Source organism: uncultured Pseudokineococcus sp., from assembly GCF_947495735.1.
Lineage (GTDB): Bacteria > Actinomycetota > Actinomycetes > Actinomycetales > Quadrisphaeraceae > Pseudokineococcus.
Window position 1 is genome coordinate 182,916 of record NZ_CANMAA010000003.1, and the last position, 17,023, is coordinate 199,938.

Annotated in this window: 13 protein-coding genes, 2 tRNA genes and 1 pseudogene; 5 read left to right on the plus strand and 11 right to left on the minus strand. The window is 77.3% G+C overall.

Annotation, left to right across the window (positions count from 1 at the left end; genetic code table 11):
• Positions 1-306: 306 nt before the first annotated feature.
• The 3 genes from Q0848_RS06150 to Q0848_RS06160 all read left to right on the plus strand — a co-directional run bounded on the left by Q0848_RS06150 (position 307) and on the right by Q0848_RS06160 (position 2,423).
• Positions 307-1,026 (plus strand): ANTAR domain-containing protein, encoded by a 720-nt coding sequence (locus Q0848_RS06150; protein ID WP_299036083.1) that lies wholly within the window; start codon positions 307-309, stop codon positions 1,024-1,026.
• Positions 1,023-2,069 carry a GGDEF domain-containing protein gene (locus Q0848_RS06155; RefSeq protein WP_299036085.1) on the plus strand — a complete coding sequence of 349 codons (1,047 nt, stop codon included), beginning with the start codon at positions 1,023-1,025 and terminating at the stop codon, positions 2,067-2,069. Before Q0848_RS06150 ends, Q0848_RS06155 begins: the two co-directional genes overlap by 4 nt.
• Before the next feature lie 123 nt (positions 2,070-2,192).
• On the plus strand, positions 2,193-2,423 hold the full coding sequence (locus Q0848_RS06160) for a hypothetical protein (RefSeq protein ID WP_299036451.1): 231 nt from the start codon (positions 2,193-2,195) through the stop codon (positions 2,421-2,423).
• 244 nt (positions 2,424-2,667) lie between these two features.
• Here the strand turns inward: Q0848_RS06160 and Q0848_RS06165 are convergent.
• From Q0848_RS06165 to Q0848_RS06205, 9 genes and pseudogenes are all read right to left on the minus strand, one after another.
• Positions 2,668-2,952: pseudogene (locus Q0848_RS06165) on the minus strand (tyrosine-protein phosphatase); the annotation flags it as partial.
• 63 nt (positions 2,953-3,015) lie between these two features.
• Positions 3,016-3,987 carry an aldo/keto reductase gene (locus tag Q0848_RS06170; protein ID WP_299036087.1) on the minus strand — a complete coding sequence of 324 codons (972 nt, stop codon included), beginning with the start codon at positions 3,985-3,987 and terminating at the stop codon, positions 3,016-3,018.
• A 125-nt stretch (positions 3,988-4,112) separates the two neighbouring features.
• Positions 4,113-4,556: an STAS domain-containing protein gene (locus Q0848_RS06175; protein WP_299036089.1), complete on the minus strand. Its 444-nt coding sequence runs from the start codon at positions 4,554-4,556 to the stop codon at positions 4,113-4,115.
• A 158-nt stretch (positions 4,557-4,714) separates the two neighbouring features.
• Complete coding sequence (locus Q0848_RS06180) at positions 4,715-5,644, minus strand: RimK family alpha-L-glutamate ligase (protein ID WP_299036091.1); 930 nt, start codon at positions 5,642-5,644, stop codon at positions 4,715-4,717.
• Complete coding sequence (locus tag Q0848_RS06185) at positions 5,641-6,507, minus strand: ECF transporter S component (protein ID WP_299036093.1); 867 nt, start codon at positions 6,505-6,507, stop codon at positions 5,641-5,643. Before Q0848_RS06185 ends, Q0848_RS06180 begins: the two co-directional genes overlap by 4 nt.
• Positions 6,504-8,318: an ABC transporter ATP-binding protein gene (locus tag Q0848_RS06190; RefSeq protein ID WP_299036095.1), complete on the minus strand. Its 1,815-nt coding sequence runs from the start codon at positions 8,316-8,318 to the stop codon at positions 6,504-6,506. The genes Q0848_RS06185 and Q0848_RS06190 overlap by 4 nt, the downstream gene beginning before the upstream one ends.
• Entirely contained in the window at positions 8,315-9,502 is a 1,188-nt protein-coding gene (locus Q0848_RS06195) for a CbiQ family ECF transporter T component (protein WP_299036442.1), read from the minus strand. The genes Q0848_RS06190 and Q0848_RS06195 overlap by 4 nt, the downstream gene beginning before the upstream one ends.
• Complete coding sequence (locus tag Q0848_RS06200; protein ID WP_299036097.1) at positions 9,480-10,238, minus strand: hypothetical protein; 759 nt, start codon at positions 10,236-10,238, stop codon at positions 9,480-9,482. Before Q0848_RS06200 ends, Q0848_RS06195 begins: the two co-directional genes overlap by 23 nt.
• 449 nt (positions 10,239-10,687) lie before the next feature.
• A tRNA-Arg gene (locus Q0848_RS06205) sits at positions 10,688-10,760 on the minus strand.
• A 216-nt stretch (positions 10,761-10,976) separates the two neighbouring features.
• On the opposite strand from Q0848_RS06205, the gene Q0848_RS06210 reads away from it, so the two are divergent.
• Positions 10,977-11,064, plus strand: a tRNA-Ser gene (locus tag Q0848_RS06210).
• Between the two features lie 123 nt (positions 11,065-11,187).
• On the opposite strand, the gene Q0848_RS06215 is transcribed toward Q0848_RS06210, so the two are convergent.
• Entirely contained in the window at positions 11,188-12,669 is a 1,482-nt protein-coding gene (locus tag Q0848_RS06215; RefSeq protein ID WP_299036099.1) for an LCP family protein, read from the minus strand.
• A 170-nt stretch (positions 12,670-12,839) separates the two neighbouring features.
• On the opposite strand from Q0848_RS06215, the gene Q0848_RS06220 reads away from it, so the two are divergent.
• Positions 12,840-14,822: a penicillin-binding transpeptidase domain-containing protein gene (locus Q0848_RS06220; protein WP_299036101.1), complete on the plus strand. Its 1,983-nt coding sequence runs from the start codon at positions 12,840-12,842 to the stop codon at positions 14,820-14,822.
• A gap of 80 nt (positions 14,823-14,902) precedes the next feature.
• On the opposite strand, the gene glgX is transcribed toward Q0848_RS06220, so the two are convergent.
• The gene (gene glgX, locus Q0848_RS06225; protein WP_299036103.1) at positions 14,903-16,951 is read right to left on the minus strand and encodes a glycogen debranching protein GlgX; all 2,049 of its coding nucleotides are present in this window, start codon (positions 16,949-16,951) and stop codon (positions 14,903-14,905) included.
• Between the last annotated feature and the right edge of the window lie 72 nt (positions 16,952-17,023).

Here is a 17,023-nt window from a genome sequence, read left to right on the forward strand (position 1 = left end):
GCTCCGCGGAGAGGGCGACCACCCACTCCCGGCATCTCGGGCGGGTGCGCCTATCGTCAGCCGTGCAGGTGTGGTCGCACGCGCGTCGATGTCCTCCCGGGACCGCGCGCCGGCCACGGGCGTCGAGCCGACGGCGCCGCAGGAACGGCGACGCACCGCGGGGACGGCGGCGTCGCCCCCCGGAAGGTGCACCATCATCGACGACGCATCCCGGCGACGGCCGCCGGCTGACCAGAGCACGCCCCCCGGCCCCCGGAGACCAGCGCGGCCGGCGCGGCGCCTCGACCGCTCAGGTCGGGTGCGGCCGTGAGCACGAGCGGCCCTCCCGGCCACGACCCCCTGCGCGCACCGCGCGGCAGCACCGCTCTGCGCCCCCCGGCGGAGATGGAGCTGGCCCGGCAGCTGGCCACCGAGGCCGGCGCCGACCGGGTGTCCTTGGCCCTGTTCGCGGGGCCGCACGACCGGGCGGTGGTCCACGGCTCGGATCCCGTCCTGGTCGCCCTCGACGACATGGACGAGACCGTCGGCCAGGGCCCGACCCACGAGCTGCTGGCCACCGCGGCCCCCGTGACGGTCGAGGACCTGCACGCCGACGACGACCGCTGGCCGCTGCTGAGCGCCACCTTCGCCGTGCCGCCGGAGCTGCGCGGCCTGCTGCTGCTCCCGCTGCGCGGGACCGGCCCCGGCGCCGGTGGGCGCGTCGACGTCTTCGGGGCCCTCGTCCTGGCTCGCGACCGGTGCGGCCCCTTCCCCCTCAGCGGGACCACCACCGCGCTCGGCGCCGCGACGCTGCTGGCCACGATGGTGATGGTGCGCGCCCTGCACGAGGACCCCGACACCGGCGACGACAGCCTGGACGACCTCATCGACCCCCGGGTCGACGTCGTGACCCGCGCCGTCGGGGTGCTCGGGAGCAGCCACGACCTGCCCCACGGCGAGGCGCGCCGGCACCTGCAGGCCCTGGCCTTCACCACCGGGCGGACGCTCCACCAGACCGCCGCGCGCCTCCTCCGGGACGAGGCATGAGCACCGCCCGCACCGGCGACCACGCCCCCGACCACCCGGGCACGACCTCGCCCGCGGGCCTGCTGTCCTTCGAGGAGGCCAGCGCACGGGCGCTGGCCTTCCTGGACCAGCAGCTGCCGATGGCCATGTGGGCCATCACCCGCTGCGACGGCGAGGACCAGGTCTTCACCGAGGTGCGCACCCGCGACTACGACGTCCTGCCCCACCCCCGCGTGTCCTGGGAGGGCTCCCTGTGCCGGCGCATGGCCGGCGGCGCCGCCCGGGTCGCCGCCCGCACCAGCGAGGTGCCCGAGTACGCCGAGTGCGTGCCGGTGGAGAAGTGGCCCGTGCGCGCCTACGTCGGCGCTCCCATCCGCCTCGCCGACGGGCCGGTCCTGGGCACCGTCTGCGGGTACCACCCCACCGAGCTCGAGCAGTCCGCCCTCGAACGGGTCCAGCCCGCCGTCGAGCTCGTCGCCGACATGCTCGCCCAGACCCTGCTCGCCCAGACCCTGCGCGAGCAGGCCCTCATCCGCGAGGCCGAGCTGCGCCGCCTGGCCACCCGCGACCACCTCACCGGCCTGTCCACCCGTGCGGTCTTCCACGAGCGCCTCACCCACGCCCTGGAGCTGCACGACGCCACCCGGCGGCCCCTGAGCGTGCTGCTGATCGACGTCGACGACTTCAAGACCGTCAACGACACCTACGGCCACGCCGCCGGCGACGCCCTCCTCGTGGCCGTCACCACGTCCTGGACCGCCCACCTGACCCCCGGCAACACCCTGGCCCGGCTCGGCGGAGACGAGTTCGCCCTCCTCGTCGAGAGCGGCTACGACGCCGCCGAGGTCACCCAGCGCATGAAGCCCGTCCTGTCCCAGCGCCTCGACATCGCCGGCACCACCAGGACGGTCACCATCAGCGTGGGCCTGGCCCACCTGCCCGCCGAGGCGCCGACCCCCTCCGCAGCCGGGCTCCTCGCCCACGCCGACGCCGCCATGTACGCCGCCAAGGGCTCGGGCGGGGCGCGCCTGGTCCGCTACGACCTCCGGCTCCCCTCCCCCTGACCCGCTGCCGGCTCGGGGCGCGACCCTGGCAGCACGGGCCCGCTGCCACCGGCTCGTGGGGCAGCCCCGCGCCGACAGACTGCCGTCGTGCCGAGACGCCCCGCCGCCGCCAGGGCCTCCGCCGTGATCTCCCTCGCAGTGGCCCTGGCCGCCGCTGCGTCCCTGCCCGTCGCCCACCGCGTCGACCCGCTCGCCCCCCTGGTCGCGCTGCTCCTGGTCCCCGCCGGCGGGCTCACCGCCCTCGCTCTCGGCGTCCGCGCCGGCTCGACGCTCCTCGTCGTCGCCGGCGGCCTCGTCGCCCTCCTCCTGCTCCCCGTCGGCTACTACGCCGCCGTCCTCCTCGGCGGGCCGTGACGGAGCGGGTGCCACCTGACGCCGATGTCCACCAGCCCGCCGACGACGAGCGCAGCGGCCGCTCCTCGCCGACCTCCGACAGCGCCGCGCGGACATCCCGCCGGTGATCAGCTACCGGTGACAGCAGGCTCTCGGAGCGGCCTTCCTGCGCAGTCGCCAGCATCCTGGCGCGGAGCTCCGCCTCGTCGCCGGGCCGCAGTCCAGCAGCTCGGAGCCGACCGAGGGGGTCGGCGGTCCGCAGGAAGTGCCGCATCGCAGCAGCGGCGTCGGGAGAGCCCTGCGCGGCCAGCACCCGCTGGGTCTCCTCGCGCTCGTCCGGTGCACCGGCGGCCCGCGCGACCGGCCCCGCGAGCCGACGCTCGGTGTCGGCGTAGTCCGCGACGATGTCGTCGACGCCGACCTCGCACACCAGCAGGACCAGCGCGACGACCAGGCCCGTGCGGTCCCGCCCCTTGGCGCAGTGCACTTCGTCCCGATCGGACGTCGGCGGGCCCGAGGTGCCCCGTCGACCCGCCGGTCCAGATGCCACCAGACGAGGGCGCGGTCGACCGGCGGCGCTGCGCCACCGGCCGACCGCGCGAAGGGGGCGGGCTCAGGCGAAGCCGGCGTTCTCCCGCGGGGTGTAGTGCTCCTCCAGGCGCGCGGCCTCGGAGTCGGTGAGCTCGAGCTCGACGGCGGCGACGGCGTCGTCGAGGTGGTGCGGCTTCGTCGTCCCGACGATCGGCGCCGAGACGGCCGGGCGGCGCATCACCCACGCCAGGGCCACCTGCGCCGGCGGCACGTCCCGCTCGCGGGCGACCTGGGCGACGGCGTCGACGATGCGGCCGTCGTCGTCGCGGTAGAGCTTCTTCCCGAACTCGTCGGTGTCGCTGCGGGAGGTCTCGGAGTCCCAGGCGCGCGTGAGCCGGCCGCGCGCCAGCGGGCTCCACGGGATGGCGCCGACGCCGGTGGCCTCGCAGTACGGCAGCATCTCGCGCTCCTCCTCGCGCATGAGGAGGTTGTAGTGGTCCTGCATGGAGACGAAGGGCGTCCAGCCGTTCCGCTCGGCGGCGCGCTGCATCTGCGTGAGCTGCCAGGTCCACATCGAGGACGCCCCGAGGTAGCGGGCCTTGCCGGCGCGCACGACGTCGTGCAGCGCCTCCATCGTCTCCTCGACCGGCGTCGCCGGGTCGAAGCGGTGGATCTGGTAGAGGTCGACGTGGTCGGTGCCCAGCCGCCGGAGGCTGTGGTCGACCTCCGCCATGATCGCCTTCCGCGAGAGGCCGGCGCCGTTCGGGCCGGGGCGCATCCGCCCGTGCACCTTGGTCGCGATGACGACGTCGTCGCGAGAGGCCATGTCGCGCAGCGCCCGCCCGACGATCTCCTCGCTCGTGCCGTCGGAGTAGACGTTGGCCGTGTCGAAGAAGGTCACGCCCGCCTCGAGCGCCCGCTTGATGGACTCCCGGCTCTCCTCCTCGGGCAGCGACCACGGGTGCCCGCCCCGCTCGGGGACGCCGTAGCTCATGCAGCCCAGGGCGATCCGCGAGATCTCCAGCCCGGTGGTGCCCAGCCTCGTGTACTGCATGCCCGACCTCCTGCGTCGCCGTCCGCCGCGCCCGGTGGCGCGCGGTGCCGCGGGCCAGGGCACCACGCCCCGGGCCCCCGCGCGAGGGGAGGGCCTCGCCCGGCGAGTGCTGCGAGGAGGGCGGATCAGGCGGTCGGGCTCACGCCGTCCTCGGAGGGAGCGGCGCGGTGGTCGAGCACCCCGCTGGTGGCGTGGTCCCCGGCCCCGCCGAGGCCCCCGTCCAGCGCGTGGTCATCCGCTCCGTCGCACGAGGGGCGCAGCTCGAAGAGCGACTCGACGCCGAGCATCTCCAGCAGCTGCCGCACCTGGGGCGAGGCGCCCAGCAGCGCCGGCCGCTCCGTGGGGGCGTCGCGGCCGCGGGGCGCCGCCACGCGCAGCATGAGGCCGAGGCCCTGGGTGTCGACGAAGCTCACCCCGCTGACGTCGATGGTGCGCACCCACGAGAGGTCGTCGCCGCGGCGGTCGAAGGTCTCCACGGCGGACATGTCGACGTCGCCCTCGAGGACGAGCAGCCGCTCCTCAGGGCGCGCCACGACGCGGCCGGCGTCCTCCCTCGGCCTGCTGGTCATGCGTCTCCCGTGGTCCACCGGTGCGGGTGCTCGCCGGTCGTCTCCACCGAGCGTGCAGCGCGCGGCCGCGCTACGCCGTACACCACGGTAACCGCCGCGGGCCCGCACGCGGCACGTGGTGCTCGGCGCAGGCGCGGTCCGGAGCCGTCCGGGCGCCGTCAGGAGCGTCTGCCCGCCTCCCCGGGCGGAGCCAGACGGGTGAGGACGGCTGCCGCGAAGGCTTCCGGCGCACCGGGTGCCACGTCCAGGAAGAGCGACGGCTCGGCCAGCTCGAGCTCCAGGAGCAGGGGCCCGTCCGGGGAGGGCAGCAGGTCGACGCGGGCGTACAGCGGGACCCCGCCGGTCCGGGACACCACGACGTCGAGCGCACGGCGCGCGACGTCGAGCTCGGCGTCGGACGGCTCCCGCGGCGTGATCTCCTCCGGGGCGAAGAGCCCCTCCACCGGGTCCCCGGAGGGCCGCAGCAGCGGCCCCTTGCGCACGGCGTGCAGCACCTCGCCCTCGACCAGGACCACGGCGGTCTCGCCGTGGACGTCCACGCCCTCCACGTAGGGCTGCACGAGCGCGACGCGCCCGCTCCCGTGGACGGCGCGCACGTGGGCGCGCGAGCGGTCGGCCTCGTCCGGCCGCAGGCGGAGGGTGTCCTTCGACCCCGCCGAGACCGCGGGCTTCACGACGTGCTCGCGGTCGGTGAAGGGGTGGTCGTCCCCCTCGCCGGGGGCGAGGAGCACCGAGGGCACGACCGGCAGACCGGCGGCGCGCAGGTCCTCCAGGTAGGCCTTGTCGGTGCTCCAGCGCAGCAGCTCCGGCGGGTTCGCCAGCTCCGCCACGGCGGCGACGCGCTCGGCCCAGGCGAGGAGCTCCGCCCGGCGGGGCACGTAGTCCCACGTCGAGCGGACGACGACGAGGTCGGCCGACGCCCAGTCGACGTCGGCGTCGTCCCAGACGGCGGGCCGCGCCTCGACCCCGAGGTCGGCCAGCGCGGCGAGGACCGCCCGGCCCTCCCCGTCCAGGTCGGCCATCTCGCGGCACGTGGCCAGGAGCACGGTCGGGCGGCCGGGAGCGGTACCGGGAGCGGGAGCCGTCACGGGCCCATCCTCCCCGAGCCGTCGGCGCGGCCCGGCGCGGGCGCCGGGGTCGCCGGCGCGACGGAGAAGGACGCGCGCCGCACGACCCGTCGCAGCCCGCCGAGCACCGCGGGCCCGACGACCAGCACGGCGACGGCGGTCGTCACCGCGCGGCCCGCGTCCCACCCCAGCGAGGTGAGCGCCGAGTACAGGAGCAGCCGACCCAGGTTGTCGGCGAGGGCGTCCCCCGCGACGTAGGAGATCCCGGTGCCGGCGGTCGCGAGCGGCCAGCCCCACAGGTTCATGAGCAGGCCGAACCCGAAAGCGGCGACGACGCCGTAGCCGGCGAGCAGCAGCACCTCCGCCCGGCCCCGGGGGCGCTGCGGCAGCAGGCCCGCGCCCAGCCCCACCCACCCGGCGGCCACCATCTGGAACGGGAGCCAGGGGCCGACGCCGGCGGTGAGCAGCGCCGAGGCGAACAGGGACGTGCAGCCGAGGACGAAGCCGAAGCCCGGGCCGAGGACGCGGCCGGCCAGCACGAGGAGGAAGAAGACGGTCTCGACGCCCACGAGCCCGGCGCCGAGCACCCGCAGGCCGGCGTTGACGGCGGACAGCACGCCGAGCAGCGCGAGCGCCGAGACGTCGATGCCGCCGTCGGCCAGCTCGGCGAGCACGACGGCGACGAGCACGGGCAGGACCAGCGCGAAGAGCAGCGGCGCGCTCGCGCTGCCCGCGAGCGCCGCCCCCGCGGGCACGAGCAGCGGCCAGGCGAACATCACGAGGCCCGCGAGCGAGGCGACCGCGAGCACGAGCGCCGAGCGCGGCCGCAGGCGCACCGCCGCGACGCGCCGCCCGGACGCGCCGGCGCCCTCGTGCGCGCTCACGAGCGGTCCCCCGCCGGCTCGGCGCCCGGAGCCGGTCCCGCGGCGAGGGCGGCCCGCACCTGCTGCGGCGTCAGCCACGGCTGCGGGGCGAGCACCTTGGCCGTCTGCGGGGCGAAGGCCGGGGAGGAGGCGACCACCTCGGCGGTGGGGCCGTCGGCGACGACCCGCCCCTGCGCCACCACGACGACGCGGTCGGCGGCCGCGGCCACGAGCTCGACGTCGTGGGTGGCGAGGACGACGGCGCGCCCCTGGGCCGCCAGCTCGCGGACCACCTGCCCGACACGGCGCTTGGCCTCCTCGTCGAGCCCCCGCGTCGGCTCGTCGAGCAGCACCACGCGCGGCGTCGCGGCGAGCTGGACGGCCAGCACGAGGGCCAGGCGCTGGCCCTCGGAGAGGTCGCGGGGGTGGCGCTCGTCGGGGACGCCCGGCGCCACCTCGTCGAGCAGCGCGCGGCACGTGCCCCGGGGTCGGCCGGACTCGGCGTCCGCCTGGGCGCACTCCTGCCCCACCGTCGGCAGGTAGAGCAGGTCGCCCGGCGTCTGCGGCACCAGGCCCACGAGGGCGCGGGCGCCGGCGGGCGGCAGCGCTCCCGGGTCCTGCCGCCCGTCGCCCGTCGGCCCGCGCGCTGCTGCCCCCGGACCGCCCGCCGCGGCTGCGGGACGGCGCTGCCACCAGCGGCGCCGTCCGACGGAGGAGTCCATCGCGGCCCCGTCCCCGAGCACGCCCACCTCCCCGCGGGCGCGCGGCCCGGAGCCCTGCCAGGCCCACAGGAGCGAGGACTTGCCGGAGCCGTTGCGGCCCATCAGCGCCACCACCTCGCCGGCGTGGAGGTCGAGGTCGACGCCCGCGACCGCCCGGACCCGCCCCGCCCCCGTGCCGTGCACCACCACGACGTCGCGCGAGCGCAGGAGCGGCGGCCCGCCGGTCCGCCCCGGCGTCGCCGGGAGCGGCGGCTCGTGCCCGGCGAGGGCCTGCGCCAGCGGCCCGGCGAGGCGCCGGGCGTCCCGCACCGACAGCGGCGGCGGGTCCCACCCGGCCGCGCGGGCCAGCTCGACGACGGGCGGGGCGCCGTCGTGCTCGCGCATCATCGCCGCGGGCGCGCCGTCGCGGACGCGGCCGTCGCGGCCCACGAGCACGACGCGGTCGGCGTGCTGGACGACGCGCTCGAGCCGGTGCTCGGCCACGACCACCGTCACCGCCAGGTCGTGGACGAGGCGGACGAGCGCGGCGAGCACCTCCTCGGCGGCGCCCGGGTCCAGCGCGGAGGTCGGCTCGTCGAGCACGAGCACCCGGGGCCCGGCCGCCAGCACGGAGCCGATGGCCACCCGCTGGGCCTGCCCGCCGGACAGCGTGCGCAGCGGCCGGTCGCGCAGGTCGGCGACGCCGAGGAGGTCCAGCACCTCCTCCACGCGGCGCCGCATCGCCGGCGCCGGCACGGCCAGCTGCTCCATCGCGTAGGCGAGCTCGTCCTCGACGGAGTCGGTGACGAAGCCGGCCACCGGGTCCTGGCCGACGTGCCCCACCAGGTGGGCGAGGTCGCGCGGCGGGGTCCCGCGCGTCGACACCCCCACCACGACCACCTCGCCGGCGAGCTCCCCGCCGGTCAGGTGGGGCACGAGCCCGCTCACCGCGCCCAGCAGGGTCGACTTGCCGCTGCCCGTGGGGCCCGCGACGAGGCACAGCTCCCCCTCGCCGACCTCCAGGTCGACGTCGCGCAGCGCGGGCGCGGGCGCCCCCGGGTAGGTGAGCGTCACCCGGTCGAACCGGACGGCCACGGGAGGGCGGGCCGGGCGGCCCGCGGGGACGCTCACGACGCCCCGCCGCGCAGCGGGGAGGCAGCCCCCGCAGGGCGAGCAGGCGACGACTCGCCCTCCGACGCACGACCCGCAGGGCGAGCAGGCGACGACACGCCCCCGCGGCGCGGCGCCAGGACGGCGGGCAGGACGGCGACCAGCACCGCGGCGAGGCCGAGCAGGCTCGGCTCGGGCCAGACGGGCGGCGCCGTCGACGGGGCCAGGGCCGCCGGGTCGAGCGCGGCCGCGAGCGCCATGGCGCCGGCCGAGGTGGCGCCGACGGCGGAGACGGCCCACTCCGGGCCTCCCCACGGGTCGGGCCGGTGGGCGGTGCGGCGCACGCGCGCCGAGGCGAGCCGCAGCCCGAGGACGGCGAGCGCCGCCCCGGCGAGGAGCACCGGGACGCCGGCCGCCGCACCGGCGGTCGGGTCGAGGAGGCCGAAGAGCCCGAGGCACGTGCCGAGCAGCCCGGCGACGAGCAGCGCGCCCGACGCGCGGCGGGTGCGGCGCGGGACGCCGGCCGTGCGCCCGTACCCCCGCACGGCCATCGCGCCGGCCAGCGACAGGGAGCGGTCCAGGGCGTCGGCCAGCACGGGCGACAGGACGGCGGGCAGGGCCCGGACCCCCTCGGCGCTGCCCGCGCGCAGCCGCCGGGCCCGGCGGACCCGGCGCACGCTGTCGACGAGCTGCGGCGCCGACGTCAGCGCGATGACGACGGCCGTGGAGACCTCCGCGAGCGCCCCGGGGACGGCGCGCAGGAGCCGGCGGGCGTCGGCCAGGCAGTTGGCGGCGCCGACGCAGACGAGGACGGCGGCCAGGCGCAGCCCCTCGTAGACGCCGGCGAGCAGCGAGCCCGCGGTGATCGGCCCGAGCAGCGTGACGCCGGAGACGAGGTCGGGCAGCGGGACCCGCGGCAGGTCGAGCACGACCGGTCCGCTGCCGAGCCCGGTGCCGCCGAACAGGACCCGGAAGAGCACGCGCACCGCCACCACGGCCGCCGCGAGGACGAGGTAGTAGCGCAGGTCGAGGCCGGAGGCGGCGTCGTCGCGACGGGCGGCGACGACGAGGCACGCGACGGCGACGACGCCCAGCAGCAGCAGGGGGTCGGAGGTCCGGCTGGCCGCCGCGGCCAGCCCCAGCGCCCACAGCCACCAGGCGCCGGGGTGGAGCCCGCGGCGCTCAGCTCTCGTGGGACCTGCGATCGTCCATCTCCTGCTCCACCTGGCGACGGCGGTAGCGCCCGCCCAGGACGATGGCCAGGACCACGAGCACCGCCACGACCACGATGATCGCGATGGTGACGACGGGCACGCTCTCGTCCGCCGACTCCCCGACCTCCTCGGCCTGGGCCTCGTCCGCGCCCTCCTCGCCCGCGACCGGGAGGCCGGCGACGGCCGCCGGGTCCACGCGCGGGGCCGCTCCGACCAGGTCGTCGCCCGACAGCTCCGTCCACGACCACGCCTCCACGCCGCCCGCCTCGGGCACGCGGTCCGCGGCGCCGACCTGGCTGGCCGTCCACTCGCCGTCGCGCGGGGCGTAGTAGTAGGCCCAGTAGCCGTCGGTCGTGCAGTCGGCCTGCTCGGGGGCGGGCACGGACTCGATCGTGCAGACGAAGCCGGGCTGGCTCTCGGTCGCGGTGAACCCTGCCTCCTCCAGCGCCGTCAGCCCGTCGGCCGCCTCGAGCGCGCACCCGGCCGTCGGCTCCGCGAGCTCTCCGCCGGCCAGGCCCTGCGGGTCCACCAGGACCGTGGCGCCCTCGCCCTCGGGGCACGCCTCGCCCTCGAGCTCGGCCTCCCCGGCGGCGGTCGGGGTGCTCGTCGCCGTGCTGGTCGCGCCGGCCGTGGGGGTCGCCGCGAGCACCGGGCCGGCGCCGAGGGACACGAGCAGACCGGTGGCGCCGACGAGGGCGGCGAGGCGGCGGGAGGGGGCAGGGTGCACGGAGGGCCTCTCGGGAGGAGCCCGCGAGACGGCGCCGACCCGCCACCCGACCCGGGGCGCGCAGGCGCGCCGGGCACGAGGGACCGACCGGGCTCCGCCCCGCAGACCACGGCGGGGATGGCGGGAGCCGCGAGCCCCCGACGGGCGTTCCGGCTCGCGACGGCCCGGCCCGGGGCCGGTCGTCGCCCACGGCTGCGGGTCAGCGCCGGCGTCCGACCGGCTTCCCCCGCGCGGGGACGGGCAGTTCTCGCGCGGAGCCTAACGTCCGCGCCGCCGCCGGCGCTCGTCGTCGACCGCCGGGCGAGCGCCCCGCCGAGGGCTCCCGGACGTGCGCACCCCGCGCAGAGCGTCTGGACGGGCCCGGCGCAGGACGTCACGACAGACCGAGACGACGACGGCCCCACCAGCACGTCTGCTGGTGGGGCCGTCGTCGTCGCTGTCTCAACGAGTGCGCCCGGAGGGACTCGAACCCCCAACCTTCTGATCCGTAGTCAGATGCTCTATCCGTTGAGCTACGGGCGCGTGACCCGTTCCCAGGCCGAGAGAGACAGTACCCGCTCCGGGGCGGAGGTCGAAATCCGGTTCTCCGCCGGCCCCTCGCGCGCTGCGCGCGCGGGCCTCCGGGGCCCGGCGCGACGGCTCGACCGGCGGTGCGGCGCGCGGCCGGCGGACGGCCGTGCGCCGCACCGGCCGAGGGCGCTTTGCGGGCGGGCCCGCGGCGTCTGTACCCTCGCTCGCGGAGGCGTCGCCTAGTGGTCTATGGCGCCCGCCTGCTAAGCGGGTTTGGGGTGATACCCCATCGCGGGTTCAAATCCCGCCGCCTCCGCACTCGAACGGCGCACGACCCCCGGGTCGTGCGCCGTTCGTCCTCCGGAGCCCCGTGCCGCGCAGGCCCCCCGTGCCGCGCAGGCCCCCCGGCCGCGCAGGCCCCCGCGCCCCTCTCGCCGGGTCAGGCCTCGCAGATGTCCTCGGAGGCCGAGCGCGCCTCGATCGCCGCCGACGGCTCGCTGCGGTCCGGCAGCGGCTCGGCGCCCAGCCGGTTGGGCACCTCGACGACGTCCGGCGCCCCCGTCCCGAGCGTCACGACGACAACCCCCTGCAGGCTGGGGTCCTCCACCACGTTCGCCCCCGGGAAGGCGGCGGCGACCGTCTCGGCGGCGTCCTCGGCCCCCGTCGGGTAGCTCACGCGCACGCCCTGCAGCACGCCGGCGTCCGCGTTGCCGGCCACCCGCACGTCGAACCCCTGCAGCTGGAGGTCCGACTGCGCCTCGCCGGCGCGGCCGCCCTCCCCCGTGCCGTTGTAGACCTCGACGGCGATCGAGCCCGGCGAGACGGTCAGCGGCGGCGCGGTCTCCGCCGGAGCGGGCTCGGGCTCCGGCTCCGTGCCGGGAAGGGGCGCGTCGGCGCGGATGCTCGCCCAGAGGTCCTCCGCCTCCGGGGCCCACTGCAGCCGGTTGGGGTCGGGCGCGTACTCCTCGAAGGGCACGGTCACGAAGGAGACGTCGTCCGGGCGCAGGCCCGAGGCGCTCTGCGCCAGCTGCGTCAGCTGCCCGACGCTGTCCAGCCCGGGGTCCGTGGTGAGGGAGTTCGTGGCGGCGTCGAGGAAGCGCACGAGGCGGTCCGGGCGCAGCAGGATGCCCGCGCTCGTCACCTCCTGGACGACGGAGGACAGGAACTGCTGCTGGCGGCCGATGCGGCCGATGTCGCTGCCCGAGGTGCCCGGGATGTTGTAGCGGGCGCGCACGTAGGCGAGGGCCTGCTCCCCCGACACGCGGCTGACGCCGGCCGGCAGGTCGAGCTTGCTCTTCGGGTCCTGGACGGCCTCGGGCAGGCACACCTCGACCCCGCCCAGGGCGTCCACCACGTCCTGGAAGCCGTCGAAGTCGATGACGGCGAAGTGGTCGATGCGGATGTCGGTGTTCTTCTCGACCGTCGCGATGGCGCACGCCGGGCCGCCCTCGGCCAGCGCGGAGTTGAACATGGCCACCCGCTCGCGCCCGGCGTCGTCCGGGTCGCCGCACGGCGGCACCGTGACCATCGAGTCGCGCGGGATGCTCACGGCGACGGCCCGGTCGCGGTCCTGCGAGAGGTGCACCAGCAGGGTCGTGTCCGACCCGCCGCCGCCGATGTCCCCGCCGAAGCCGGCGCCGCCCTCGGCCAGCTGCGAGCGGTCGTCCGACCCCAGCACGAGGATGTCGAGCGGCCCGGTCGACCCCTCCGCGGTGGCCTCCTCCTCGGGCCGGTCGTCCCCCAGGAGGGCGTCCACCTCGACCGAGGTGATGTTGCCGTCCAGGCGGGTCACGACCGCGGCGCCCGCGGCGCCGCCGACGACCACCGCGCCCGCGACCACCGCCGCCGTGGCAGCAGCGGCGCGCCGCGCCCGGGATCGGGCCCGGACGTGGCGGCCGGCGGCCGTGCGCTGCGCTGTCATGCGGGGCGAGACCTCTCCGTGGTGGTGGTCCGACGTCGGCCCGGGCGCCGGAGGGGACCCGCTCGGGCGCCGGCCGGAGGAGCGGGTGCGTCCTGTCCATGCTACGGGGAGCATCGGCCGGCCCTCGGGGCCTCTGGAGCCCCGCCGCCCGGGGTGGCACAGTCACGGGGGTGCAGCGACCCAGCCGCCGGGCGACCGCCCTCGCCGTGTCCGGTCTCGTCGTCGTCGGCGCGGGCGCCGGCGCAGCCGTCGTCGGGGCCCAGCGCGCCGCCGAGCGCGACCGCGACGACGCCGCCCGCGCGGCCGCGGAGGAGGTCGTCGCGGCGTGGGACGCGGGGGACCTCGCCGCGGCCCCGGTCGTGCTGGAGGGCGGCGGTGGAGCCGGGGCCGTCGCCGCCGGCTACGAGGCCCTGACGAGCGGCATGGGGGGCGCGCGGCCCGCGGTCGAGCTGGTGGACGTCGAGCGCGAGGACGCCGCCGCCACCGCCGACCTCGAGGTGACGTGGCCGCTCGGCGAGGGGTGGACGACGGCGACCTCGCTGCCGCTCGCCGTCACCGGCGACGACCGGGAGGCCTCGGGGTGGACGGCCACGTGGTCGCCCGCGGTGGTGGCGCCGGCGCTCGAGACCGGCGACGCCCTGCGCCTGGACCGCGTCCGGGGGCAGCGCGGGGAGGTCCTCGACCGCGACGGGCAGCCGCTGGTCACGGACCAGCCGGTGGTCGACGTCCAGGTCGACCCGGCCCGCGTGGACGACGCGGACGCCCTGGCGCAGCGCCTGTCCGCGGAGCTGGGGGTGGACGCCGCCTCGCTGGCCGAGCGCATCGCGTCGGCGCCGGAGGGCCAGGCGGTCTCGGTCATCACGCTGCGCCAGGCCGCCTGGGACGAGGTCTCCGGGGCCGTCGGCTCGCTGCCGGGCGTCCAGACCCTGCCGGGCGAGCGGCCGCTGGCCCCCACGAGCGGCTTCGCCCGCGACCTGCTGGGCGTGCTCGGCGACGCGACGGCCGAGCTCGTCGAGGACTCCGACGGCCGGCTCGCCGCCGGGGACACCACGGGCCTGTCCGGCGTGCAGCGCCAGTACGACGAGCGCCTCGCCGGGACGGCGGGCGCCACGGTGGTGCGGGTGCCCGAGGGCTCGGAGGACGACGCGGCGGGGCAGACGCTGTTCTCCGCCGGCGCCGTCCCCGGCCAGGACGTGCAGCTCTCGCTCGACCCGCAGGTGCAGGTGGCCGCGGACGCGGCGCTGGCGCAGGGCGTCGGGGACGGCGGCAGCGGCGCGCTCGTCGTCGTCGACGTCGCCACCGGTGACCTGCTCGCCGTGTCCTCGGCGCCCGCGGGCGGCTTCGACCGGGCGCTGCAGGGCCAGTACGCCCCCGGCTCGACGTTCAAGACGGTCTCGACGCAGGCGCTGCTGGCCGCCGGCGTCACGCTCGACGAGACCGTCGCGTGCCCGCCGACGACGACGCTCAGCGGGCGCACGTTCCGCAACGCCGAGGGCTCCGCCCTCGGCGACGTCCCCTTCGCCGTCGACTTCGCGCAGTCGTGCAACACCGCGTTCGCCTCCCTGGCCGACCGGCTCGAGGCCGGCGCGCTGCCCGCGGCCGCGCTGCCGATGGGCATCGGCGTCGACTGGGAGGTCGGCGTCCCCGCGTTCACCGGCCAGGTGCCCGAGGCGGGCGGCGAGGACCTGCAGGCCGCCGAGATGATCGGCCAGGGGCAGGTGCTCACCAGCCCCGCCGGCATGGCGGTGGCGACGTCGACGATCGCCCGCGGGTCGTGGCTGGCGCCGCGCGTGGTGCTCGACCCCGCCCCGGAGGCGAGCGCCCCGCCGCCCGAGCCGGTCGCCGACCTCGGCGTCGTCCGGGACCTGATGCGTCTCGTGGCGACCGAGGGCACCGCGTCCGAGGCGCTGGCCGGCGTGCCCGGCGGGCCCGTGGGCGCCAAGACGGGCACCGCCGAGGTCGGCGAGCCGGGCGCCGACGGCGCCTACGCCACGAACGCCTGGACGGTGGCCCTCCAGCCCGGCGCCGGCCCCTCGGGGACCGACGGCGAGGGCGTCGCCGTGGCGGTGGTCGTCGAGGGCGGCAGCGCCGGCGGGGCCGTGGCGGCGCCCGTGGTCGCCGACCTGCTCACCGCGCTCGCCGAGCAGGGCTGAGCGGGCGCGAGCGCGACGGGGCGCGGGTCACCGAGCGGTGGTGACCCGCGCCTCGTCGCGCCCGACGACGCCCGCCGGCGTCAGGCCGAGCGGAGCAGCGTGAAGGAGCGGTCGCGCACGAAGAGCTCCTTCACCCGCTTGCCGACCTCCTGCTCGGGGTCGCTGGAGACCGCGAGCTCCCAGTGCCCGGCGGGGGCGTCGGGGACGGTGAAGTCCACGGGGCCGTCGGCGGCGTTGAGCAGGAGCAGGAACGAGGAGTCCTCCTCCGCCCCCTCGCCCGGCGTCATCTGCACGCCGAGCGACTTGGCGTTGGCGTCCTGCCAGTCCTGGTCCTCCATGTCCGCGCCGTCGGCGCGCAGGAGCCGCACCGAGCGGGTGCCGGGGCCCTCGTCGCCGTACCAGCGCGGGCGCAGCACGGGGTGCTCGCGTCGCAGGGCCACGAGCTGCGCCGTGAAGGCCTGCAGCGCGGTGTCGGCGTCGGCCCAGTCGTACCAGGAGATCTCGTCGTCCTGGCAGTAGGCGTTGTTGTTGCCGCCCTGGCTGCGCGCGATCTCGTCCCCGCCGAGGACCATGGGCACGCCGGCCGACAGCAGCAGGGTGGCCATGAGGTTGCGGCGCTGCCGCTCGCGCTGGGCGTCGACCTCGGCGTCGGCCGTGGGGCCCTCCGCGCCGTTGTTGTCGCTGCGGTTGTCGCTCTCGCCGTCCTGGTTGTCCTCGCCGTTGGCCTCGTTGCGCTTCTCGGCGTACATCGTCAGGTCGGCCAGGGTGAAGCCGTCGTGGGCGGTGATGAAGTTGACGCTGCACAGGGCCGAGCGGCCCGCGCCCTCGTAGACGTCGGGGCTGCCGGTGACCCGCTGCGCCAGGGCGCCCAGCGCGCCGTCGGCGCCGCGCCAGAAGTCGCGGACGTCGTCGCGGAACTTGCCGTTCCACTCCGACCACCGCGCCGGGAAGCCGCCCACCTGGTAGCCCGCCACGTCCCACGGCTCGGCGACGAGCTTGGCCCGGGCGAGCACCGGGTCCTGGTGCACGAGCGAGAGGAACGCGCTGTGCACCTCGGCGTCGCCGTCCTGGCGCGTGAGCGTCGTGGCGAGGTCGAAGCGGAAGCCGTCGACGTGCATCTCGGTCACCCAGTAGCGCAGCGAGTCCATGATCAGCTGCAGCGCGGCGGGGTGGCCCACGTTGAGGCTGTTCCCCGTGCCGGTGGTGTCGAAGTAGGACGCGGGCTGGTCCTCGACGAGCCGGTAGTACGAGCCGTTGTCGAGGCCCTTGAGCGACAGGGTCGGCCCGAGGTGGTTGCCCTCGGCGGTGTGGTTGTAGACGACGTCGAGGATGACCTCGAGGCCCGCCGCATGCAGCGCCTTCACCAGGGCCTTGAACTCCGCCACCTGCGCGCCGCCGTCGCCGGCCGAGGAGTACTCGTTGTGGGGCGCCAGGAAGGCGATGGAGTTGTAGCCCCAGTAGTTGCGCAGCCCCTTCTCGAGCAGGTGGCTGTCCTGGGCGAACTGGTGGATCGGCAGCAGCTCGACGGCCGTGACGCCGAGGTCGACGAGGTGCTGGATCGCCGCGGGGTGGGCCAGGCCCGCGTAGGTGCCGCGGATCTCCTCCGGCACGTCCGGGTGCTGCTGCGTGAAGCCCTTGACGTGCACCTCGTAGACGACCGTCTCGGCCATGGGCGTGCGCGGCGGGGCGTCGTCGCCCCAGTCGAAGTCGTCGTCCACGACGACCCCGCGCGGGCAGGAGCCCGCCGAGTCGGCGTCGTTGAGGGTGTCCGGCGCGTCGTGGTGGTGGCCGAAGACCTCCTCGCCCCACGTCCACATGCCCTCGACGGCGCGCGCGTACGGGTCGAGCAGCAGCTTGTGCGCGTTGTGGCGCAGGCCCTTCGCGGGGTCCCACGCGCCGTGCACGCGCAGCCCGTAGCGCGTGCCGGGCCCGCCCCCGTCGACGAGGCCGTGGAAGACGTGCCCGGTCCGCTCGGTGAGCCGGACGCGGCGCTCCTCGGTCGGGTCGTCGGCGGTGCCGAACAGGCAGACGTCGACGGCGTCGGCCGTCTCGGAGTAGACGGCGACGTCGAGGACGCCGTCGCGCCACGTGGCGCCGAGCGGGTAGGGGCGGGAGCGAGGAGGAGTCACAGGCAGTGATCCTGCGACGCGGTGCGCGGCGCCGCGACTCGGTGCGCAGGACGTGCGCGGACGTCGCCCCGG